At 63.6% G+C, this 20608-nt stretch carries 19 protein-coding genes; 10 read left to right on the top strand and 9 right to left on the bottom strand.

What is annotated here, in order from left to right; all coding sequences use genetic code 11:
• Nucleotides 1–166 precede the first annotated feature (166 nt).
• Nucleotides 167–433, top strand: coding sequence for an H-NS family nucleoid-associated regulatory protein (locus GCT19_RS17555; RefSeq protein ID WP_013093015.1), 267 nt, complete (start codon nucleotides 167–169; stop codon nucleotides 431–433).
• 96 nt (nucleotides 434–529) lie between these two features.
• On the opposite strand, the gene pcaG is transcribed toward GCT19_RS17555, so the two are convergent.
• Nucleotides 530–1117 (bottom strand): protocatechuate 3,4-dioxygenase subunit alpha, encoded by a 588-nt coding sequence (gene pcaG, locus GCT19_RS17550; protein ID WP_018433885.1) that lies wholly within the window; start codon nucleotides 1115–1117, stop codon nucleotides 530–532.
• Between the two features lie 3 nt (nucleotides 1118–1120).
• Nucleotides 1121–1825, bottom strand: coding sequence for a protocatechuate 3,4-dioxygenase subunit beta (gene pcaH, locus GCT19_RS17545; protein ID WP_152852630.1), 705 nt, complete (start codon nucleotides 1823–1825; stop codon nucleotides 1121–1123).
• 111 nt (nucleotides 1826–1936) lie between these two features.
• Here pcaH and pcaQ point away from each other — a divergent pair, with 111 nt between their 5' ends.
• Both pcaQ and GCT19_RS17535 read left to right on the top strand, forming a co-directional pair.
• A complete protein-coding gene (pcaQ, locus tag GCT19_RS17540) occupies nucleotides 1937–2959 on the top strand; it encodes a pca operon transcription factor PcaQ (protein WP_152852629.1) in 1023 nt (340 codons plus the stop codon).
• A 273-nt stretch (nucleotides 2960–3232) separates the two neighbouring features.
• The gene (locus tag GCT19_RS17535) at nucleotides 3233–4360 is read left to right on the top strand and encodes a 4-hydroxyphenylpyruvate dioxygenase family protein (protein ID WP_018433883.1); all 1128 of its coding nucleotides are present in this window, start codon (nucleotides 3233–3235) and stop codon (nucleotides 4358–4360) included.
• A 56-nt stretch (nucleotides 4361–4416) separates the two neighbouring features.
• Here GCT19_RS17535 and GCT19_RS17530 read toward each other — a convergent pair whose 3' ends face one another.
• A complete protein-coding gene (locus tag GCT19_RS17530) occupies nucleotides 4417–5349 on the bottom strand; it encodes a LysR substrate-binding domain-containing protein (protein ID WP_184128634.1) in 933 nt (310 codons plus the stop codon).
• Nucleotides 5350–5475: 126 nt separating this feature from the next.
• Between GCT19_RS17530 and GCT19_RS17525 the strand changes: the two genes are divergently transcribed.
• Complete coding sequence (locus tag GCT19_RS17525) at nucleotides 5476–6513, top strand: DUF1338 domain-containing protein (RefSeq protein ID WP_152852628.1); 1038 nt, start codon at nucleotides 5476–5478, stop codon at nucleotides 6511–6513.
• Nucleotides 6514–6576: 63 nt separating this feature from the next.
• A complete protein-coding gene (locus tag GCT19_RS17520) occupies nucleotides 6577–9546 on the top strand; it encodes an FAD-binding and (Fe-S)-binding domain-containing protein (protein WP_018433880.1) in 2970 nt (989 codons plus the stop codon).
• A gap of 24 nt (nucleotides 9547–9570) precedes the next feature.
• Here GCT19_RS17520 and GCT19_RS17515 read toward each other — a convergent pair whose 3' ends face one another.
• The 3 genes from GCT19_RS17515 to GCT19_RS42755 form a co-directional block, all read right to left on the bottom strand.
• The gene (locus GCT19_RS17515; RefSeq protein ID WP_013093023.1) at nucleotides 9571–10206 is read right to left on the bottom strand and encodes a helix-turn-helix domain-containing protein; all 636 of its coding nucleotides are present in this window, start codon (nucleotides 10204–10206) and stop codon (nucleotides 9571–9573) included.
• Between the two features lie 181 nt (nucleotides 10207–10387).
• The gene (locus GCT19_RS17510; protein WP_018433879.1) at nucleotides 10388–11209 is read right to left on the bottom strand and encodes an isocitrate lyase/PEP mutase family protein; all 822 of its coding nucleotides are present in this window, start codon (nucleotides 11207–11209) and stop codon (nucleotides 10388–10390) included.
• Complete coding sequence (locus tag GCT19_RS42755; RefSeq protein WP_193727409.1) at nucleotides 11190–11357, bottom strand: hypothetical protein; 168 nt, start codon at nucleotides 11355–11357, stop codon at nucleotides 11190–11192. Before GCT19_RS42755 ends, GCT19_RS17510 begins: the two co-directional genes overlap by 20 nt.
• A gap of 83 nt (nucleotides 11358–11440) precedes the next feature.
• Here GCT19_RS42755 and GCT19_RS17505 point away from each other — a divergent pair, with 83 nt between their 5' ends.
• Complete coding sequence (locus GCT19_RS17505) at nucleotides 11441–11752, top strand: DUF4148 domain-containing protein (protein ID WP_018433878.1); 312 nt, start codon at nucleotides 11441–11443, stop codon at nucleotides 11750–11752.
• Nucleotides 11753–11940: 188 nt separating this feature from the next.
• Here the strand turns inward: GCT19_RS17505 and GCT19_RS17500 are convergent, their stop codons facing one another.
• The 3 genes from GCT19_RS17500 to GCT19_RS17490 all read right to left on the bottom strand — a co-directional run bounded on the left by GCT19_RS17500 (nucleotide 11941) and on the right by GCT19_RS17490 (nucleotide 14793).
• A complete protein-coding gene (locus tag GCT19_RS17500) occupies nucleotides 11941–12252 on the bottom strand; it encodes a DUF4148 domain-containing protein (RefSeq protein WP_018433877.1) in 312 nt (103 codons plus the stop codon).
• A gap of 191 nt (nucleotides 12253–12443) precedes the next feature.
• Nucleotides 12444–13538, bottom strand: coding sequence for an aldose epimerase family protein (locus GCT19_RS17495; protein ID WP_018433876.1), 1095 nt, complete (start codon nucleotides 13536–13538; stop codon nucleotides 12444–12446).
• Nucleotides 13539–13572: 34 nt separating this feature from the next.
• The gene (locus GCT19_RS17490; protein WP_018433875.1) at nucleotides 13573–14793 is read right to left on the bottom strand and encodes a XylR family transcriptional regulator; all 1221 of its coding nucleotides are present in this window, start codon (nucleotides 14791–14793) and stop codon (nucleotides 13573–13575) included.
• Nucleotides 14794–15115: 322 nt separating this feature from the next.
• Here GCT19_RS17490 and xylA point away from each other — a divergent pair, with 322 nt between their 5' ends.
• The 4 genes from xylA (at nucleotide 15116) to GCT19_RS17470 (ending at nucleotide 20447) form a co-directional block, all read left to right on the top strand.
• Entirely contained in the window at nucleotides 15116–16438 is a 1323-nt protein-coding gene (gene xylA, locus GCT19_RS17485) for a xylose isomerase (protein ID WP_018433874.1), read from the top strand.
• 129 nt (nucleotides 16439–16567) lie between these two features.
• A complete protein-coding gene (gene xylF, locus GCT19_RS17480) occupies nucleotides 16568–17596 on the top strand; it encodes a D-xylose ABC transporter substrate-binding protein (RefSeq protein WP_018433873.1) in 1029 nt (342 codons plus the stop codon).
• A 95-nt stretch (nucleotides 17597–17691) separates the two neighbouring features.
• Nucleotides 17692–19251 (top strand): D-xylose ABC transporter ATP-binding protein, encoded by a 1560-nt coding sequence (gene xylG, locus GCT19_RS17475; RefSeq protein ID WP_013093031.1) that lies wholly within the window; start codon nucleotides 17692–17694, stop codon nucleotides 19249–19251.
• Entirely contained in the window at nucleotides 19248–20447 is a 1200-nt protein-coding gene (locus GCT19_RS17470) for a sugar ABC transporter permease (protein ID WP_013093032.1), read from the top strand. The genes xylG and GCT19_RS17470 overlap by 4 nt, the downstream gene beginning before the upstream one ends.
• The last annotated feature ends 161 nt before the right edge of the window (nucleotides 20448–20608 follow it).

Genomic DNA, 20608 nt, shown 5'->3' with positions numbered 1-20608 from the left:
AGAATCTGACAGGCATCAGTTGCAAATGCGGGTTTTTACGCATTTGCAGGGATCGCGTGAATTCGTCGAATTGCTTTCGTTCAAATTGAATTAAGCACGAGCCTCGCGTTGTTATGCGAGTTGCCAGTTTGTCTAATGCCAGCAAGAGCTGCGACACCAATACGTTATGAAACAACGAGAAGGACAACAACGACTGTTCGAACGCGACGAGAACCTGCGCGAGCGCATGATCGCATGGATCCGCCGACGCATGGACGACCACAACATCACCCTCGAAGCGCTGGCCGAATCGCTCGAAGCCGATGCGAACGCCGTGGCCGCGGTGCTGTATCGCGACGCGTTCGGCAACACGTGGGACGGTCACGGCGATAAACCGGCATGGCTCGCCCGCGCGATTCACGCCGGACAAAGCATCGATCATTTCCGCTGCTGAGCGCGCGCAGGCGCACCGCGAACCGCCCGCGCGAAAAAAAGCCCGCGCAAGGCGGGCTCGATCTTTACTGCTCGGCGTTGCACGACGAATCGCGCATCACAGGTCGAAAAACACGGTTTCCTGATCGCCCTGCATGTGGATGTCGAAGCGGTACACGTTGGCCGTACCGGCAACGCGGCGCGCGATCAGCGTGCCACGGCGCTCGGCCGGCACCGACGCCAGCACGGCGTCCTGCTCGTTCGCCTGCGCTTCGTCCTCGAAATAGATACGCGTGAACGTGTGCAGCAGCATGCCGCGCATCGTCAGGATCACGTCGATGTGCGGCGCTTCGTCGGGGTTCGCGCGGCCCGGCTTCACCGTCTCGACGATAAAGCGCTTATGCGGGTCCGTACCGGTACCGACGCGCGCAAAGCCGTGAAAGCCGGTCTTCAGGATCTCGTCGCGCGATTCCGGATAGTGGCCGTTCGAGTCGACTTGCGACATTTCGATCATCGCGTCGCCGACTACCTTGCCGTCGCCGTCGAACACCTGACCGACGATCGTGATGTGCTCGCCGGCCGCTTCCATGTCGGCGATCACGTGCGTGAACAGGCTCTTGTAATCGAAGTCGTATTGCTGCGGGCAAAGACCGTAGGCGAAGTATGGACCAACGGTTTGCGAAGGCGTTTGCTTGAGAGTCGTCATGGCTTAGCGCTCCATCGGGGTTTCGTTCGGGCCGCGCAGCACGATGTCGAAGTCGTAGCCGAGCGCATAGGCCTCTTGCGTAATGTCGAGCGAGAACTTCGAGATCATGCGCTCACGGGCGTTTTCCGGCGTGCCCTGGTAGATCGGGTCGAACGCGAGCAGCGGATCGCCGGGGAAGTACATCTGCGTGACCAGACGCGAGCCGAAGTGGTCGCCGAACAGCGAGAAGTGGATGTGCTGCGGACGCCATGCGTTCGGATGGTTGCCCCACGGATACGCGCCCGGCTTGATGGTCAGGAAGCGGTAACGGCCTTCGTTGTCCGTGATGCAGCGGCCCGCGCCGAGGAAGTTCGGATCGAGCGGCGCGTCGTGCTGGTCGGCCTTGTGCACATAGCGGCCGGCGGCGTTCGCCTGCCAGATTTCCACGAGCGTGTTGCGCACCGGGCGGCCGACTTCGTCGAGCACGCGGCCCGTCACGATGATGCGCTCGCCGAGCGGTTCACCATTGCGCACCGCGTTGCGGGTCAGGTCGTTGTCGAGCGGGTCGAGGTCGTCGGTGCCATAGACCGGCACGCGCTGGTCGCGCAGACGTTCCTTCAGCGGAATCAGCGGGCGGGTCGGGCCGCGCTTGACCGACGAACCGTACGGCGGATAGATGTACTCGGGATGGGACGCGAAATCTCGCGGGGAAAGAATTGAATCTTCCATGAAGTGTCTCCGTTGGAGGAATCGGGGAATGCGGCGTTATGACTCGCACTTTATACAAAGCAGCCGGTTATGAAAAATGACGTTTTTGCCCGTTTCGTATAACCTTCCGTTATGCAACGCAGTCTCGCGGATAGCCGCGTCAAATTTCGTCATCTCCAGTGCTTTCTGGCCGTCGCGCAGTTCGGCAGCGTCCAGCGGGCGGCGGACAGTCTGTCGATCACGCAGCCGGCGGTATCGAAGACCGTCGCCGAGCTGGAAACCATTCTCGGCGTGAAACTGTTCGAGCGCGGCCGTCACGGCGCGGTGCCGACGCGCGAGGGGCAGCTTTTCATGCCGCACGCGAGCGCCTGCGTGAGCGCGCTGCGGCAGGGCGTCGATCTGCTCGCGCGCGCCGAGGGCGCGGCCGCCGCGACACTCGAAGTCGGCGTGCTGCCCACTGTCGCCGCGGCGCTGATACCGGCCGTGCTGAGACAGTTCTCGACGCAGTGGCCGCGCGTGATCGTGCGCCTCGCGACTGGCGCAAATCCGGAATTGCTCGAACGCCTGAAAGCGGGTTCGATCGAATTCGCGATCGGCCGCCTCGCGGACCCGGAGCGGATGGTAGGCCTGAGCTTCGAGCAGTTGTTTACCGAGCCGCTGATCGCGGTCGTGCGCGCCGGGCATCCGCTCGCGCAGGGAACGGCCTTGCCGGCCACGTCGCTGGAGGAATTTCCGATCGTGCTGCCGCCGTTCGGCACGCTGATCCGCCAGTCGACCGAGAGCCTGCTCAGCGCGTGGGGCGTGGCGCCGTTGTCAGGGTTCGTCGAGGTGTTGTCGGTATCGACGGGGCGTGCGCTGACGCTCGAAAACGGCGCGGTGTGGTTCGTGCCGCAAAGCGCGGTCGAATACGAACTCGCGCACGGCATGCTGGTGCGCTTGCCGCTGCCGTTTGCGGGTACCGGCGAGCCGGTGGGACTGATCCGTCGCTCGGATACGCAGCCGTCGGCGGTGGGGCGCGCGTTCATCGAGGCGGTGCGCGAGGTCGCGCGGGGCAGAATGGCGGCGGCGTCGGGCAAGGATGCGGGCAAGAGCACTGGTAAAACCGCCGGCAAAACGGCGCGCAAAGGCAGCCCGGGCGACGCGCCGCTCGAGTGATCCGGCGGCCTGCCGCACGCATGCCCCCGAGCGCCCAGCGGCACGCCGTTCGACGGATGAACCAACCAGTACAAAATGACGGTTGCGAATGCCCCGCGACCCGGTGTAAAAACACGGTGCGAAAGCCGCCGCAGCCCGTTTTTTGCGCGGCACGCCGCGTGCACGCCACGAGCGGGCACGCGTCACGCAGCCCATCGCGAGCGGCCGGAACGGTTCGCACCGAACCCCGGAAAGACCGGCCACCGCATCGAAAGACCGTACAAGGAGATTGCCATGCCCAGCGACTTGCCCACTCCCGAGGCCGCGCAGCGCGCCGTGATGGCGCCGGAGCACAATCCGCTCGGCACGGCCGGCCTCGAATTCGTCGAGTTCGCCGCCCGCGATCCGCGGGCGCTCGGCGAGACCTTCAAGCGGCTCGGCTTCAAGGCGATCGCGCGTCATATCAGCAAGGACGTGACGCTGTACCGTCAGGGCGAGATGAATTTCCTGATCAACGCGGAGCCCGATTCGTTCGCGGCGCGCTACGCGGAGGAATACGGGGTCGGCATCTGCGCGATCGGGATTCGGGTCGCCGACGCGCAGCGCGCGTTCGAACGCGCGGTGGAACTCGGCGCGTGGGAGTTCGAGGGCGAACGCCTCGGTGCCGGCGAGCTGTTGATTCCGGCGATTCAAGGCATCGGCGATTCACACATCTATTTCGTCGATCGTTGGCGCGGGCGCGGCGGTCAGCGCGGTGGCCTCGGTGATATCTCGATCTTCGACATCGACTTCCGCCCCATCGAAATCGACACGGCCGAAGCCGATCTGAGTCACGCGGGCAGCGGCCTGATCGCGGTCGATCATTTGACGCAAACCGTTGGCGAAGGCCGCATGCAGGAGTGGATCGACTTCTATCGCGACCTGCTGAATTTCCGCGAGATTCACGAGTTGCACGCGAATTGGCACGTGTCGGCGGAATCGCGCGTGATGGTGTCGCCGTGCGGCGCGATCCGCATACCACTGTACGAGGAAGGCACGCGCCGGACCAACCTGATGCACGAGTATCTGCCCGACCATCCGGGCGAAGGCGTGCAGCACATCGCGCTCGCCACCGACGACATCTTCGCGTGCATCGAGCGTCTGCTCGCGAACGGCGTCGAATTCGTCGAGCCGCCGCCGCGCTACTACGATCAGCTCGATGCACGTTTGCCGGGCCACGGGCTCGACGTCGAGCGGCTGCGGCGCACGCATGTGCTCGTGGATGGCGAGATCGGCGCGGACGGCGTGCCGTTGCTGTTTTTCCAGACCTTCGTGCGCCGTCGCGCCGGCGAGATCTTCTTCGAGATCGTGCAACGCCAGGGGCATCATGGCTTTGGCGAAGGCAACCTGGCCGCATTGGCGCAGGCGCGCGCCGGCAGCTGAATTTCGCGCGGCCGGCATGTGTGATTGATCCAATCACGCGTGCGGCTGGCGTTTCCTCACGCCCCCTCTGGCCGCTCCGCCAACTCCGGATAAATCGCACGGTACGCGGCCGCCTCGCCCAGCAGCCACTCGCGGAAATTCGCGAGCGGTTTGCCGTGGCTCAACTCGGTCGGATACACGAGGTAATACGCGGCGTCGGCGACGGCGGGACCGTCGAACGGAATCACGAGACCGAACTGCTGCAACTGCGTGTCGACGAAAAAGCGCGGCACCAGCGCAATACCGAGTCCGGCCGCGGCCGCGCTGATCAGCATCGTGTGCAGTTCGTAGCGCACGCCCTGCATCGTGCGGTTGTCGTCGACGCCGAACTTAGCGAACCAGGTCGCCCAGCCGTCGGGTCGCGTCGTCGAATGCAGCAGCGGATAGTTGAGTAGTTCGGCAACGTTGCGGATCGGCCGCTTCAGCAGACTCGCCGCGCAGACCGGTACCACTTCCTCGCTGAACAGAAAATCGGCCGATGTACCCGGCCACGTCGGCTTGCCGTAGTGGATGGCCGCTTCGAAATGCGTGTCGGCGAACGCGAACGTCGCGGTACGCACGCCCATGTTCACGCGCACGTCCGGGTATTGTTCATTGAATGTCGCCATGCGCGGAATCAGCCATTGCGATGCGAACGTCGGCAACACCGCGAGTTCCAGATAACCGCCGCCGCTGCCGTGCGCGATGATCGACAGCGTGTCGCGATCGAGGTGTTCGAGCGAGCGTCGCACCTGCGCGCTGTAGACCTTGCCCGCGCGCGTCAGCACCACGCGCTGCTTGACGCGCACGAACAGCCGCACGCCAAGATTGCTTTCGAGCGTATTGATCTGTCGCGACACCGCGCTTTCGGTGAGGAACAGTTCGCGCGCCGCGTGCGTGAAGCTCTCGTGCCGCGCCGCGGCTTCGAACGCGAGCAGCGCGCCCATGTTGGGAATCTTGAACTTTCGCACGTTAATTCCAAAAACGCATCAAGTGGCGATTTTATCTCGCTTTACGGGGGCGAAGCGGATTTTGAATAATCTCGCCCGTCATGTGGCGCTCGTGCGGGCGCTCAACGTTTAGCGTGGAGAAGCCGGATGCGAAACCTGAAGAATGCGAACATCGAACAACTGTTGATGAAACTGCTGGGCGCGGAGAAAACCGCGCGCCTGTTTGCGACGCTGAATCATCCACAGGTGTTGAACGAGTGGGAAAGCGGCAGCATCACGCGTGCCGAACTCGCGCAGGCGATGAACATGGCGCTGTTCGACGATCTGCTCGCGCGCTCGGAAAACGGCCGCCGCTATACGGAGGAAACCGTCGCCGCCGGCGGCAGCGTTCACTTCGATCATGGCGCGCTGCGCACCGTGCGCTGGCCGCACAGCGGCGCGCTGCCGCCCGGCGAGGCCGCGTTCGCGCGCATCCTGCGGCCGCTCGGTTTTCGGATCAACGGCCGTTATCCGCTCGATCGGCTCGGCATGACCGGCCGCGCATGGGCGCATGACGACGCGCCCGACGAGATCGCGCAGTTCTTCGTCAGCGAACTGCACCCGGAGCGTTTTTCCGCGGCGTTCCAGCAGGCGGTGACGAACGTCATCGGTGCATCGCGTGATCCATTGACGCCGCGCGCTAATGGCCTCTTGTGGGAACTCGAACGCGACGGCGTGCTGCCGATCGATGCGGCGCAAGAGTTGCTGCCAGTGATCGTCGGTGCGTTCGCGCGTCAGCATGAGATGCCACGCGAAGCCGACTACGAAGTATTGTTGAAGGAATCGGCGGAGATGGCGTGGATCGCGACCGAAGGCAACGCGTTCAATCATGCAACCGATCGCGTCGCGGATGTTTTCAAGCTGTCGGACGATCAGAAAGCGAAGGGTCGCCCGATGAAGCCGGACGTCGAGCATTCGCGTTCCGGGCGCGTATTCCAGACCGCGTATCGCGCGGATCTCGTGCAGCGTGAATTTCGCGCGGCCGACGGCAGTGTCGTCACGCGCGACGTGCCGGGCTCGTTCTACGAATTCATCACGCGCAAACGCAGTTTCGATCAGGACGCGCGCCGCTGGGAAACGGACCTGCGTTTCGATGCGGGCAACGCACAGGGAATCTTCCGGATGACCGCAAGCCAGGCGGCCTGAGCGCATACGTCGGCGCGAGCGCCGGCATCGCAGACGAGGAGCGCAGTGGGGACGTCATTGTCATTGGATGAAGGGCGGCGGGTCGGCGAGCGTGGCGCTTCGAATGAACCGCGTGTCGCCAGGCCTTTCGCGGGCAGCGCCGCCGTATTGCGGGCGCTCGAAAGCGACCTGCGCCAGCATGTGCGCGGCGAAGTGCGCTTCGATCGGGGTTCCAAAGCACTGTACGCGTCGGATGCGTCGAACTATCGGCAAGTCCCGCTCGGTGTGGTGGTACCGACCGATATCGACGATCTGCTCGCGACGCTCGACGCATGCCGTCGCAACGACGTGCCGTTTCTCGCGCGCGGCGGCGGCACGTCGCAGAATGGCCAGTGCGTGAACGTCGCGGTCGTCGCCGATGCGAGCAAGTACCTGAACCGCGTCGTCTCGATCGATCCGCTTGCGGGCGTCGCGATCGTCGAACCCGGCGTCGTGTGCGACTCCTTGCGCGATGCCGCCGAACAGCACGGCCTCACGTTCGCGCCCGATCCCGCCACGCATAGCCGCTGCACGCTAGGCGGCATGATCGCGAACAACTCGTGCGGCGCGCATTCGGTGATGGCCGGCAAGACCGTCGAGAACATCGAGGCGCTTGAAATCGCGACCTTCGACGGCGCGCGTTTCTGGGTCGGCCCGACCTCCGAAGAAGAACTCGAACGCATCATCGCGGCGGGTGGTCGACAAGGCGAAATCTACGCGGCGCTCAGGCAACTGCGCGACACGTACGCGGAACGGATTCGCGCGAAATTCCCGAAAATCAAGCGGCGCGTGTCGGGCTTCAATCTCGATCAACTGCTGCCGGAAAACGGCTTCAACGTCGCGCGTGCGCTGGTTGGCAGCGAAGGCACTTGCGCGGTCACGTTGCAGGCGAAAGTGAGACTCGTGAAGAGTCCGGCGAGGCGCGTGATCGTCGTGGTCGGCTTCCCCGACATCTATACGGCGGCGGACGCCGTGCCGCATTTCATGCGCTGCGGGCCGATCGCAGTCGAGGGACTCGACCGCGCGATCATTCGCGGCTTGCAGACGCGCGGTCTGAAGAAGGATGAGATCGCACTGTTGCCCCACGGCGATGCATGGGTCGTGCTCGAATTCGGCGCGGACACGCAGCACGAAGCTCTGCAACAGGCGCGCGATGCCGCCGAGTATTTTCAGTCGGGCGCGGCGGGGCCGGATATCTCGACGGTGCTCGTCGAAGATCGCGCATTGCAGGCAAAGGTGTGGTCGATTCGCGAGACCGGCGCGTCGGCGGTCGCGTTATCGGTGGACCGCGACAAGCCTGATCCGGTGGTCGGCTGGGAAGACGCCGCAGTCGATCCGTTGCGGCTCGGCGATTATCTGCGCGCGTTTCAGGCGCTCGTCGATCGCTATGGCTACGAGACGAGCCTGTACGGCCATTTCGGTGACGGCTGCGTGCACGCGCGCATTACGTTCGATCTGCGCAGCGCGGAAGGTATCGCGACATGGCGCGGGTTCTTGCGCGAAGCGGCGGAACTGGTGGTCGAATTCGGCGGCTCGCTGTCGGGCGAACACGGCGATGGCCAGGCGAAGGCCGAGTTTCTGCCGATCATGTACGGCCCCGAACTGATGCAGGCGATGGAGCAGTTCAAGGCCATCTGGGACCCGGCGAATCGTTTGAATCCGGGCAAGGTCGTGCACGCATACCGCGCCGACGAAAACCTGCGCATGGGTCCCGCGTACAAACCGGTGACGCTGCATACGAAGCTCGCGTTCGCGAGCCAGGAAGGCGACGGCTTCCAGAGGTCGATAGAACGCTGCATCGGCATGGGCAAATGCCGCTCGCTCGAAGGCGGCACGATGTGCCCGAGTTATCGCGGCACACGCGAAGAAAAATACTCGACGCGCGGGCGTGCGCATCTGTTCTGGGAAATGCTGCAAGGCGAAGTGATCGTCGATGGCTGGAACAGCCGCGAAGTGAAAGAAGCGCTCGATACCTGCCTCGCATGCAAGGGCTGCAAGTCCGATTGCCCGACGCACACGGACATGGCGTCGTACAAGGCGGAGTTCCTTTCTCACTACTATGAGAACAATCCGCGGCCGCGTCAGGCGCTGTTCATGGGGCGCATCGGCGAATGGGCGCCGTGGGCCGCGCGCGTTCCACGCTTGACCAACTTTTTGACAACGGCGCCCGGTTTGTCCGCGCTCGGCAAATGGATCGCGGGCGTGGCTCAGACCCGTGCGTTGCCGCGCTTTGCCGCTACGACTTATCGACGGAGCGCGTCGTCGCAAGCATCCGCGATTGATGCGCACGGCGGCGACGCAAAGAAGGTGATCCTATGGGTCGACACGTTCAACGACCACTTCACGCCCGAGATCGCGCAGGCCGCCGCTGATGTGCTCACGCAACTCGGCTGGCACGTCGTGCTGCCAAAGAAGCGTTTGTGTTGCGGGCGTCCGCTGTACGACTTCGGTCTGCTCGAACGCGCGCGTGAACTGCTGACGCATATCGTCGACGATCTCGCGGAAGACATCGCTGCCGGCGTGCCGCTGGTCGGTCTGGAGCCGGGCTGTCTGTCGGTGTTCAAGGACGAGTTGCTGAAGCAACTCCCCGATCATGCGTTGGCGAAGAAGCTGTCCGCGCAAACGTACCTGTTTGCCGATTTCGTCGCGCGTCAGCCGTTCGAGTGGCCGACGCTCGAGGCCGATGTGATCGTGCATGGCCATTGCCACCAGAAGGCGCTATTCGGCATGCAGGGCGATACGGCGTTGCTGAACAAGCTGGGCGTTAGATGGAGGCTGCTCGATACCGGCTGCTGCGGGATGGCGGGATCGTTCGGCTTCAATGTCGAGCATCACGCGCTGTCGGAAAAGATCGGCGAGGACATATTTGAGGCCGTGCGCGACGCGACGGCGGCGCATGCGGAAACGCTCGTGCTGACCAACGGCTTCAGTTGTCGCGAGCAGATCGAGCACGGCACGGGGCGACACGCACTGCATATCGCGCAACTCGCGCAACGGGCGCTGGCGGCGCGCTGAGTGCCGCGCGCCGTGCAAGGCGCGCTATTTTTTCGCTGAGTCGTTCGCGGCAGGCGGTGTGTGCCGCAGGTCCGCATTGGTCGCCATCCACAACACTTCGGCGTCTTCCTCGCTGGTCGACACCGCCGCGTGACCCGTGCGGCTGTCGAAGTAGAGGCTGTCGCCCGCGTTCAGATGCGTCGGCGCGTACAGCTCCGAATAGAGGCACACGCTGCCGCTGATCACATAGAGAAACTCCTCGCCTTCGTGGCGGCCCCAGTCGTCGAAGGCGTCGAGCGTGTGCGCGGAGATGCGGATGCGAAACGGCAGCATCGCCTTGTGCGCGAGATCGGTGGCGAGCAATTCCATCTGGTAGCCGCGATACGCGTGGCGCTGGCCTTCGTTCTTGCGCGTTAGCGCGCGCCGGCCGCTCGCGCTGACTTTCGGCGTCGAGCCGAACAGTTCGCCGATTTCGATCTTCAGGCCCAGCACGATTTTTTGCAGCACGTCGAAAGTGGGGGACATCAGACCGTTTTCGATTTTCGACAGCGTCGAGCGTGAGACGCCGCACAGGCGGCTCGCGGTTTCGAGCGTCAGATCCTGCGCCTGACGGGCGGCGCGCACGCGCCGGCCGAGATCGGTGGAGGAGGTGTCGGCGGATTTGGTGAGATGGGTGTCCATGAGGCTTGCAGCGGGTCGGGTATGCGCTTGATCGGGCGAATAATGTTTCCGATCATAACATTTGGCGTGACTGGTGCCTTTGGGCGCCGATTCAAGCGTTCGCGCGCTTTTCTCATCGGAAACGTCGCAACTTTCCGATCACGTCGACGCGGCGCGCGCACACTTGTGTGCAAGGCGTTTTTCACGCATTGCGAGTGAATATTTCATTGAGCTGCTTGCCCGCCGCCGCGCCGGTGAAGTCGAAGCGGCCATCGGCCAGCGCCTGAGCGGCGTGCATTAAGCTACCCCATGCCGTACGCGCGAGGCCGCCGCCGACGCTGATCCGCCGCACGCCGAGCGCGGCCACGTCCTGCAACGTCAACGTCGAGGTGGAGCCGATCAGCAGATTGACCGGTTTCGGCGCGACGGCCGCGACCACCGCTTCGATCTGCTCGGGCGTCTGGATGCCAGGCGCATACAGGCAGTCGGCGCCCGCCGCCGCATAGGCTTTTAGCCGCGCGATGGCATCGTCGAGATCGGGCTTGCCGGCGAGGAAATTCTCCGCGCGGCCGACGAGCAGCGTATCGCCGCCGTTCTGATCGATCGCGCGCCGCGCCGCGCTGAGCCGCTGCACGGCGACGTCGACCGGAAACAGCGGCGCGGCGGGGTCGCCGGTCGAGTCCTCGATCGACAGACCCGCGACGCCCGTTGCCACCGCGAGCGCCACGCTCTCGGCGACTTCGTCCGGATCGCCGCCGAAGCCGTTTTCGAAATCGGCGTTGACCGGCAAGTCGGTCGCATCGACGATCGCGCGCAGGTGGGCGAGGATCGTTTCGCGCGGCACGGTATTGTCCGCATGTCCGGTCGACCACGCAAAACCGGAACTGGTGGTGGCGAGCGCCTTGAAGCCGAGCGTATGCAGATAACGGGCGCTGCCCACGTCCCACGGATTGGGCAGCACGAAACAGCCAGACGAGTGCAGCGCGCGGAAAGCGGCGCGTTTTTCAACGGCGGTGCGGGGCATCGCATGTCTCCTTGGAGTGAGGGAGCGTGGCTCCCTCGTTGAGGGCAAAACGTCGGGTCAACTGATGCGCGGGCAAATCGGCATTCACCAGGGGAAAGTCTATGTCCGGATCGAAAGCGCGGCTGATGAAATTGCTGGCGACTTTCACAGTCGTTTCCAATCGTTCAAAATGCCGACAGGCGAACAAGCCGGCTCAGAAATGCGAGGTCACTTTCCCAAAGGAGGCGCGACATGAACATCGCGACGCAGATGCGGTCGATCCCTGCCGTGTTGGCGCTGACGCTCGTTGGCTGTGCCGCGGGCGGCGGGAACGGCGGCGCGCAAACCCATCTGAGTGCAACGCAATGCCAGGATCTGACCGACCTCAGGAACAAGGCGCCGGTCACGCACCAGCGGAGCATGAGCGAACTGACGGCGCTGCAGCAAGCGGGCTACCACCCTGAACGGCGCTTTGATCCTGACTATCCGGCGAGTCTCGAGCGCGCGCAGCGTCAGGTGAACATCTGGTATCAGACGGAATGCCCGCAGGCACGGTCTGGTTGAATCCGCGGCGGCGTCGGCATTGGCGGTACGTTTTAGCGCCGCATATAAGTAGAAAAAGCGAGCGCATGCGTTGAAAACATGCGCTCGCTTCATATCGGTTCGAAACGGCGAAAACGGCACAGACGGAAAAAGCCGCTAACTCACGAGTCTTTCCTTGCTACGGAGATTCGCAACACGTTCGCGACTCGTCATTGACCGTCCGGATTAACTACCATCGGATGATGGCCCGATTGCGACGATCCGCCCATCGGCGACCCGTAACCCGACGTGTCGGCCTGTCCCTTTCCGTTCATCGCGGACACGCGTGCCTCGGCCGCCTGAATGTCCGCGGGATACTGGGCATCGAGCGAGATGGCCGGGTTATAGCCATTCTGTTCGAGTTGCTGCACCTCCCCTTTGACTTCGGCTCGCGTGATCGGCTGTTCCGATTGTGCGAACGACGCGAGCGGTGCAGCGGCGATCACGGCCGTCAGCGCAACTGCCTGGATAAGCGATTTCATGATGTTTCCCTCCGTAGTTGTCTATCCGGCACCGCAGGGATGCCGGCGCCATAAAAACAGTCTAGAAGGGTGCGTACTTCGGGAAAACCACTAGTCGACTAATTCAGTATTGCAGAGAACGGGTAGTCGGCGAGCTGTAATCTCGCCGTCGCGGTTTTCGTAAAACACCGGAACAGCGCCCGTAAATTCAGTCACACGCCTTCGCGTACATCGACGCGGTAAGTCGTGACTTGCCGGTAGGTATCGCCGGGGTGCACGATCACTTCGTCCTGGCTGGTCATATTGACCTCATTCGGAAAACCGCCAGCTTCGAGGCACAAACCGGCGTGCCGTTGATAGCGGACGCCGCCGCGTCCCAGGTTGCCGTTCAGCGCGTTGCCCGTGTAAAACTGCAAGCCCCGCTGATCGGTCGCGACGGTCAGTTCGCGTCCGCTGCCCGGATCGTATGCGCAGGCAACTTCGCGCAGTGGCGGCGCGTGGCCGTCGTCGCCGTTTATCGCGTCTGCGGGCGCCTCGCGCAGCACGTAGCAATGATCGAAGCCGCCAGCACGCGCGAGTTGCGAGTGCGGCCAGTCGAGCCGGCCGCCGATCGGCGCGCTCTGCCGGAAGTCGAATGCGTTGCCCGCGACGTCGGCGAGCTTGCACGGAATCATCGTCGCGTCGACTTCGAAGAAGCGCTCGGCGTCGATCGACAGCACGTGGCCGCGAATGTCGGTGCCCGCGCGCCCGGTCAGGTTGAAGTACGGATGACTGGTCAGATTGAGTGGCGTCGGCGCGTCGGTGATCGCTTCGTAGCCGATCGTCAGCGTGCCGTCGTCGTCGAGCGAATAGCGCACCTGCACCGTGACGTTGCCCGGGAAACCGGCGTCGCCTTCGGGCGACTCCAGGCGCATCAGCAATGCGCCGTCGTCCTCGGCGACGTCCCACAACGCGCGATGAAAACCGACCGTGCCGCCGTGCAGCAGATTCGGGCCTTCGTTGCGATCCAGCGTGTACTCGATGCCGTCGAGCGAAAAGCGCGCGCCCGCAATGCGATTCGCCCAGCGGCCGACCAGTCCGCCCATGTAGGTCGAGGCCGCCACGTATTCGGCGGGCGTGTCGTGGCCGAGCAGAATATCGCCGAGACGTCCGGCGCGATCCGGCGCGTGCCACGAAACCAGCGTCGCGCCGAGGTCGCTGATGGCGACTTTCATGCCGTGTGCGTTACGCAGCGTATAGAGCCGGACCCGATCACCGCCCTGCAGCGTGCCCCATGGCTCGGAAGAGAGTTGTGCGATGCTGATCATGTGGTCAGTGCGAAGAAAAAATAGAAAAGCATGCTCAGCCAGTGGTTTTCGTCTTCGGCCCCACGCGCTCCTGGTATTCGCGCGGCGTGCAGCCGAGTTCGCGGCGAAATACCGCGTACATGTATTGCAGCGACGTGAAGCCGCAACGAATCGCGACTTCCGCGCTCGACGCATCGCGCTTCGCGAGCAATGACTTCGCGACGTCGAGCTTGTGGCGCAAGATCTCCTGATGCACGGTGCATTGCCGCTCGCGCCGGAAATACTCTTCGAGCGACGAACGCGACACGCCAACATAGTCGGCCACCTGCTCGGTGCGGATGCCCTGGCACGCGTACTGGCGGATGAAATGACGCGCCCGCATCACGTAGGGACTCGCGAGCGGCTGATGCCGCGTCGATTCGAGCACGTTGATGCCGACCGGCGGCACCAGAATGCGGCGCCCCGGAAAACGCGCGCCGTGCAGCATCTGATGCAGGATGTGCGCGGCGGTACGGCCCATTTCCTCAGTGCCCTGAATCACCGACGACAGCGGAATGCGCGTCAGCGTCCGCGTGAGCGGATCGTTGTCGATGCCGATGATCGCGACTTCCTCGGGCACTGGAATGCCCGCGATCAGACAGGCCTGCAGCAAATGCCGTGCACGCGCGTCGGTCACCGCGATGATGCCGACCGGCTTCGGCAGTTGCCGCAGCCACGTGGTCAGCTGTTCGATCGCCTGGTTCCACGACGGCGCGCTCGTGGACAGGCCGCGATAGATCTCGCTGTCGATCTGCGCCGCGCTACGTCCGTCCGCGCTGCGCAGATGCGCGAAGGCGAGTTCGCGCTGTTGCGCCCAACGGTTTTCCTGCGCCTGCGGCAGGCTGTACAGCGCGAAGTTTTCGAGGCCAGCGCCGATCAGATGCGTGTACGCGAGCGACACGAGCTTGCTGTTGTCGGTCGCGATATAGGGTAAATCCGAGGGGTACTGCGTCGGATCCTCGTACGACGAACCGACCGCGACCACCGGCAGCGGGCAGTCGCGCAGGGCTTCGCCGACGGCCGGATCGTCGAAGTCCGCGATGATGCCGTCGCCGTCGAAGCGCTGGATACCGGCGAGCCGGCAGCGGAAGTCCTCTTCGAGGAAAAGATCCCATGCGACCCGGGTCGACAGCAGGTAGTTGCCGATGCCGGTGATGATCTCGCGATCGTAGACCTTGTTCGCGTTGAACAGCAGCGCGATCCGATGGGTTGTCTGAGGTGCTTGTGGACGGGTCATGGCGGTGTGCGGCGTGTGGACGATAGACCACGCGCCTTTGTCTCCATTGTGTCGGGTGCCTTGGGGCAACCCCGTTTTTAAGCGTCTGGCTATTCTAGGCGTCGAATCGCGCGCCGGCAGCAAACAAACGCGCAGGCGGTAAGAAACATCAAGCTCGCTGCGAAATTTCGCAATTGCCGGCACATCGTGCAAGCGGCAGCATGGCGTCACCTCGTCGGCCCGCACGGCCAAGCCGCGCCGGTCGCGGTGAAGAATGCAAAGAAAACCTTTCATGGGACCCGAGTAGTCGTCATGCGGCAACTCGGGTCGACTGGAGACGCCGATGTCCTACTTCGAACACATTCCCCAGATTCGTTACGAAGGCCCGCAAACGGACAACCCGCTCGCGTACCGTCACTACGACAAAACCAGGAAGGTACTCGGCAAAACGCTCGAGGAACATCTGCGTATCGCCGTGTGCTACTGGCATACGTTCGTGTGGCCCGGCGTCGACATCTTCGGTCAGGGCACGTTCCGGCGACCGTGGCAGCAACCCGGCGACGCAATGGAGCGGGCGCTTCAGAAAGCCGACGCCGCGTTCGAATTCTTCTCGAGGCTCGGCACGCCGTACTACACGTTCCACGATACCGACGTCGCGCCCGAAGGCGCGAGCGTCAAGGAATACAGCGAGAACTTCCTGCGCGTGTCCGATTACATCGCGCGCAAGCAGCAGGATACCGGTATCAAATTGCTGTGGGGCACCGCGAATCTGTTTTCGCATCCGCGTTACGCGGCCGGTGCCGCGACCAATCCGAATCCGGAGGTGTTCGCCTTCGCCGCGACCCAGGTGCGTCATGCGCTCGACGCGACGCTGCGCCTCGGCGGCGAGAACTACGTGTTGTGGGGCGGCCGCGAAGGCTATGACACGCTGCTGAACACCGACCTCGTGCGCGAGCGCGAGCAGTTCGCGCGCTTCCTGCACATGGTGGTCGAGCATAAGCACCAGATCGGTTTCAAGGGCACGCTGCTGATCGAGCCGAAGCCGCAGGAACCGACCAAGCATCAATATGACTACGACGTCGCGACCGTGCACGGCTTCCTGCTGCAGCACGGTCTCGACAAAGAGATTCGCGTCAACATCGAGGCCAATCACGCGACGCTCGCGGGCCATTCGTTCCATCACGAGATTGCGACCGCGTTCGCGCTCGGCATCTTCGGCAGCGTCGATGCGAATCGCGGCGATCCGCAAAATGGCTGGGATACCGATCAATTCCCCAACAGCGTCGAGGAGCTGACGCTGGCCTTCTACGAGATTCTGCGGCACGGCGGCTTCACGACCGGCGGCATGAACTTCGATGCGAAAGTGCGGCGCCAGAGTGTCGATCCTGAAGACCTGTTTTATGGCCACATCGGCGCGATCGATAATCTCGCGCTCGGCCTCGAACGTGCGGCGGTGCTGGTCGAAAACGAGCGCCTCGAGCAGTTCAAGCGGCAACGCTACGCGGGCTGGGATGGCGAGTTCGGCCGCAAGATCCTGTCCGGCGAATATTCACTGTCGACCCTCGCGGCGGACACGCTCACGCGCGACCTGAACCCGCGGCATGTGAGCGGGCAGCAGGAACACATGGAAAACATCGTAAATCAGGCGATTTATAGCGGACGTTGAATAAAGATCGCGCGGCCACGTGGACCGCGCGCACCAGCAAGCTGTGGGTTGTCGCTTGTCCGAGTCTGCGGCTCGCAGCGCAGACCGATACGTCCGGTATTCCGGCGATCACTAACAAAGGAGACAAAAATGAAGTTCGCAATGCGTCGTAACGTACTGAGCTCGCTGCTGTGCGGCGCGGTACTCGCCAGCCTGTCGCTCGCCGCGCCGCTCGCGCACGCCAGCAAGGATCATCCGGAAATCGGCTTCTGTATCGACGATCTGCGCGTCGAGCGCTGGTCGCGCGATCGCGACTATTTCGTCGCCGCGGCGGAAAAGCTCGGCGCGAAGGTGTCGGTGCAATCGGCCGATGCTAGCGAAGAGCGTCAGATCTCGCAGATCGAAAACCTGATCTCGCGCGGCGTCGACGTGATCGTGATCGTGCCGTTCAATTCGAAGACACTCGGCAACGTGGTGGCCGAAGCACGCAAAGCCGGTATCAAGGTCGTGTCGTATGACCGTCTGATTCTCGACGCCGATATCGATGCCTACATCTCGTTCGACAACGAGAAGGTCGGCGAAATGCAGGCTCAGGGCGTCTACGACGTGCGGCCGAAGGGCAACTACTTCCTGCTCGGCGGCGCACCGACCGACAACAACGCGAAGATGCTGCGCCAGGGCCAGCTGAAGGTGCTGCAACCGGCGATCGACAAGGGTGAGATCAAGGTCGTCGGTCAGCAGTGGGTGCCGGAGTGGAGCGCATCGACCGCGCTGCGCATCATGGAAGACGCGCTGACCGCGAACAACAACAAGATCGACGCAGTCGTCGCGTCGAACGACGGCACCGCTGGCGGCGCGATCCAGGCGCTCGCGGCGCAAGGCCTCGCAGGCAAGGTACCCATCTCGGGACAGGATGCCGACCTCGCAGCCGTGAAGCGCGTAGCGGCCGGCACGCAGACGATGACGGTCTACAAGCCGCTGAAGCTGATCGCGGGCGAAGCGGCCAAGCTGTCGGTCGCGCTGGCGAAGGGTGACAAGCCGGGGTTCAACGCGCAGTACGACAACGGCAAGAAGAAGGTCGATACGGTGCTGCTGCAGCCGACCAAGCTGACGAAGGCCAACCTCGACACCGTCGTGAAGGACGGCTTCTACACGCAACAGCAACTCGCGAGCAAATAACACTGAGACGGGTGTGATGTGAACGTCACGCTCCCGGGTCATCGAGCCCGGGAGCGTGGTCGAACATCGGCCCAACTTGCAGCGAGGCATAGCGAATGACGCAACCTCTTCTGACGATGCGCGGCATCGTCAAAGCTTTTTCCGGCGTGAAGGCGCTCGACGGCATCGATCTGACCGTATCGCCGGGCGAATGCGTGGGCCTGTGCGGCGAAAACGGCGCGGGCAAATCGACGCTGATGAAGGTGCTGTCCGGCGTCTATCCGCACGGAACCTGGGATGGCGAGATCACCTGGGAAGGCGAAACGCTGAAGGCCGCGAGCGTACGCGACACCGAACGCGCGGGCATCATCATCATCCACCAGGAATTGATGCTCGTGCCGGAGTTGTCGGTCGCGGAAAACATCTTTCTCGGCAACGAAATCACGTTGCCGGGCGGCCGCATGAATTACGCGGCGATGTATCAGCGCGCCGACGAACTGCTGCGCGAACTCGGCATCAGCGGCATCAATGCCGCGCAGCCGGTGATGAACTACGGCGGTGGCCATCAGCAGCTGATCGAAATCGCGAAAGCGCTGAACAAGCGCGCGAAGCTGCTGATTCTCGACGAACCGTCGTCGTCGTTGACCGCCTCCGAAATCGCGATCCTGCTCGACATCGTGCGCGATCTGAAACGGCGCGGCATTGCCTGCGTGTATATCTCGCACAAGCTCGACGAAGTCGCGGCAGTCTGCGACACGATCAGCGTGATTCGCGACGGCCGCCATGTCGCCACCGAGCCGATGCACGCGCTGACGACCGAGCGGATCATCTCGCTGATGGTCGGCCGCGAGATCAAGAACCTGTTTCCGCGCGAGCCGCATCCGATCGGCGACGTGATCTTCGAAGCCCGCAACGTCACCTGTTTCGACGTGACGAATCCGCGCCGCAAGCGTGTGGACGACGTGTCGTTCTCGTTGCGACGCGGCGAAATTCTCGGCGTCGCCGGGCTGGTCGGCGCGGGCCGCACCGAGCTGATGCAGGCGATCTTCGGCGCGTATGCGGGCATCAGCGAGGCGCACGTCGTGCTCGACGGCAAGCCGCTGAAAATCCGCGCGCCGATCGACGCGATTCGTGCCGGCATCGCGATGGTGCCCGAGGACCGCAAACGCCACGGCATCGTGCCGGGCATGAGCGTCGGCCACAACATCACGCTTGCGGTATTGCAGCGGTTTACGTCGGGTGGACGCATCGATTCCGCGGCCGAACTCGACACGATTCATACGGAAATGAAGCGGCTTTCCGTGCGTGCCGCGAATCCGATGCTATCGATCGCAAGTCTGTCGGGCGGCAATCAGCAGAAGGCCGTGCTCACGCGCATGCTGCTGACCAACCCGACCGTGCTGATCCTCGACGAGCCGACACGCGGTGTCGACGTCGGCGCCAAGTACGAGATCTACAAACTGATCTTCCAGCTGGCGCAGCGCGGCATGTCGATCGTGATGGTGTCGTCCGAATTGCCGGAAGTGCTCGGCATCAGCGACCGTGTGCTGGTGATCGGCGAGGGCGAGTTGCGCGGCGACTTCGTCAACGACGGTCTCACGCAGGAAGACATCCTCGGCGCCGCGATCCGCCCCGTGCATCTATCTACGAACTCAACCGCAGCGAGTGCCGCATGACTCCCGACGTAACTTCCCAACGCACCGACAACGCCGCGCCGCGAGGCGCATTCGGCGGCACGCAACGGCTCCAGCAACTGTTCGCGCGCTACAAGATTCTCGCGCTGCTGATTGCCGTCGCGGTGATCTGGATTTTCTTTTCGGCGCTCACGCACGGCGCGTTCGTCACGCCGCGCAATCTGTCGAATCTGCTGCGGCAGATGTCGATTACCGGCATGCTCGCATGCGGCATGGTGTTCGTGATCATCGCCGGTGAAATCGACCTGTCGGTCGGTTCGCTGCTCGGTTTGCTCGGCGGCGTCGCGGCGATTCTCGACGTGAACCGGCACTGGCCGATCGGCGTGACGATTCCGGTCGTGCTGCTGCTCGGCATCGTGGTCGGTTTGTTCAACGGCTGGTGGTCGACGTATCGGCGTGTGCCGTCGTTTATCGTCGGGCTTGGCGGCATGCTCGCGTATCGCGGCATTCTGCTCGGCGTTACCGGCGGCTCGACGATCGCGCCGGTGTCGGACAGCTTCGTGTTCGTCGGCCAGGGCTATCTGCCGCGGCTCGCCGGCGACACGCTCGCCGTCGTGCTGTTCGTGCTGCTGGCTTTCCTGACGATCCGCCAGCGCGCCAACCGGCAGCGTTATCAACTGCGTGTCGTGCCGTTCTGGCAGGACGTCGCGAAGGTGGTCGGCGCGGGCGCGATTCTCGCCGGCTTCGTCGCGATGCTCGACAACTACGGCGGCATTCCGGTGCCGGTGTTGCTGCTGCTTGCACTGCTCGGCATCTTCACGTGGATCGCGACGCAGACCGTGTTCGGACGCCGCATCTACGCGGTCGGCTCGAACCTCGAAGCGACGCGCCTGTCGGGTGTCAACACCGACCGCGTGAAGCTCGCGATCTTCGCGCTGATGGGGCTGATGTGCGCGTTCGCCGGCATCGTCAACACGGCGCGGCTCGCGGCCGGTTCGCCGTCGGCGGGCTCGATGGGCGAGCTCGATGCGATCGCCGCGTGCTTTATTGGCGGCACATCGATGCGCGGCGGATCAGGCACCGTGTACGGCGCGCTGATCGGCGCGCTCGTGATGGCGAGCCTCGACAACGGCATGTCGATGCTCGACGTCGACGCGTACTGGCAGATGATCGTGAAGGGCGGCATCCTCGTGCTGGCCGTATGGATCGACGTGGTGTCGGGTTCGAACCGCCGTTGATCCGGTCGCATCGTCGCCTGATTGAATCAGGCGCAAGGTTCGCGGTGTGCCAGCGGTTTTAATCACGCTCGCACACCGCGGCCCGCGCGATAGCAGTTAATGAAACACCCCACGACTTTCCCCCGCCGCTTTCAGTCCCCGCCTTTCCGCGCCGCACGGCC

This window comes from Paraburkholderia atlantica, from assembly GCF_009362785.1.
In the GTDB taxonomy this organism is placed as follows: domain Bacteria; phylum Pseudomonadota; class Gammaproteobacteria; order Burkholderiales; family Burkholderiaceae; genus Paraburkholderia; species Paraburkholderia atlantica.
Note: the sequence above shows the minus strand (reverse complement) of the source record. Positions and strands in the feature narration are given on the sequence as shown.

What these genes read in the sequence shown, in the direction of transcription:
- GCT19_RS17555 (WP_013093015.1), top strand. Translation starts at nt 167, where the DNA reads ATGAAACAACGAGAAGGACAACAACGACTGTTCGAACGCGACGAGAAC.
- pcaG (WP_018433885.1), bottom strand. Translation starts at nt 1,117, where the DNA reads ATGACGACTCTCAAGCAAACGCCTTCGCAAACCGTTGGTCCATACTTC.
- pcaH (WP_152852630.1), bottom strand. Translation starts at nt 1,825, where the DNA reads ATGGAAGATTCAATTCTTTCCCCGCGAGATTTCGCGTCCCATCCCGAG.
- pcaQ (WP_152852629.1), top strand. Translation starts at nt 1,937, where the DNA reads ATGCAACGCAGTCTCGCGGATAGCCGCGTCAAATTTCGTCATCTCCAG.
- GCT19_RS17535 (WP_018433883.1), top strand. Translation starts at nt 3,233, where the DNA reads ATGCCCAGCGACTTGCCCACTCCCGAGGCCGCGCAGCGCGCCGTGATG.
- GCT19_RS17525 (WP_152852628.1), top strand. Translation starts at nt 5,476, where the DNA reads ATGCGAAACCTGAAGAATGCGAACATCGAACAACTGTTGATGAAACTG.
- GCT19_RS17515 (WP_013093023.1), bottom strand. Translation starts at nt 10,206, where the DNA reads ATGGACACCCATCTCACCAAATCCGCCGACACCTCCTCCACCGATCTC.
- GCT19_RS17510 (WP_018433879.1), bottom strand. Translation starts at nt 11,209, where the DNA reads ATGCCCCGCACCGCCGTTGAAAAACGCGCCGCTTTCCGCGCGCTGCAC.
- GCT19_RS17505 (WP_018433878.1), top strand. Translation starts at nt 11,441, where the DNA reads ATGAACATCGCGACGCAGATGCGGTCGATCCCTGCCGTGTTGGCGCTG.
- GCT19_RS17500 (WP_018433877.1), bottom strand. Translation starts at nt 12,252, where the DNA reads ATGAAATCGCTTATCCAGGCAGTTGCGCTGACGGCCGTGATCGCCGCT.
- GCT19_RS17495 (WP_018433876.1), bottom strand. Translation starts at nt 13,538, where the DNA reads ATGATCAGCATCGCACAACTCTCTTCCGAGCCATGGGGCACGCTGCAG.
- GCT19_RS17490 (WP_018433875.1), bottom strand. Translation starts at nt 14,793, where the DNA reads ATGACCCGTCCACAAGCACCTCAGACAACCCATCGGATCGCGCTGCTG.
- xylA (WP_018433874.1), top strand. Translation starts at nt 15,116, where the DNA reads ATGTCCTACTTCGAACACATTCCCCAGATTCGTTACGAAGGCCCGCAA.
- xylF (WP_018433873.1), top strand. Translation starts at nt 16,568, where the DNA reads ATGAAGTTCGCAATGCGTCGTAACGTACTGAGCTCGCTGCTGTGCGGC.
- xylG (WP_013093031.1), top strand. Translation starts at nt 17,692, where the DNA reads ATGACGCAACCTCTTCTGACGATGCGCGGCATCGTCAAAGCTTTTTCC.
- GCT19_RS17470 (WP_013093032.1), top strand. Translation starts at nt 19,248, where the DNA reads ATGACTCCCGACGTAACTTCCCAACGCACCGACAACGCCGCGCCGCGA.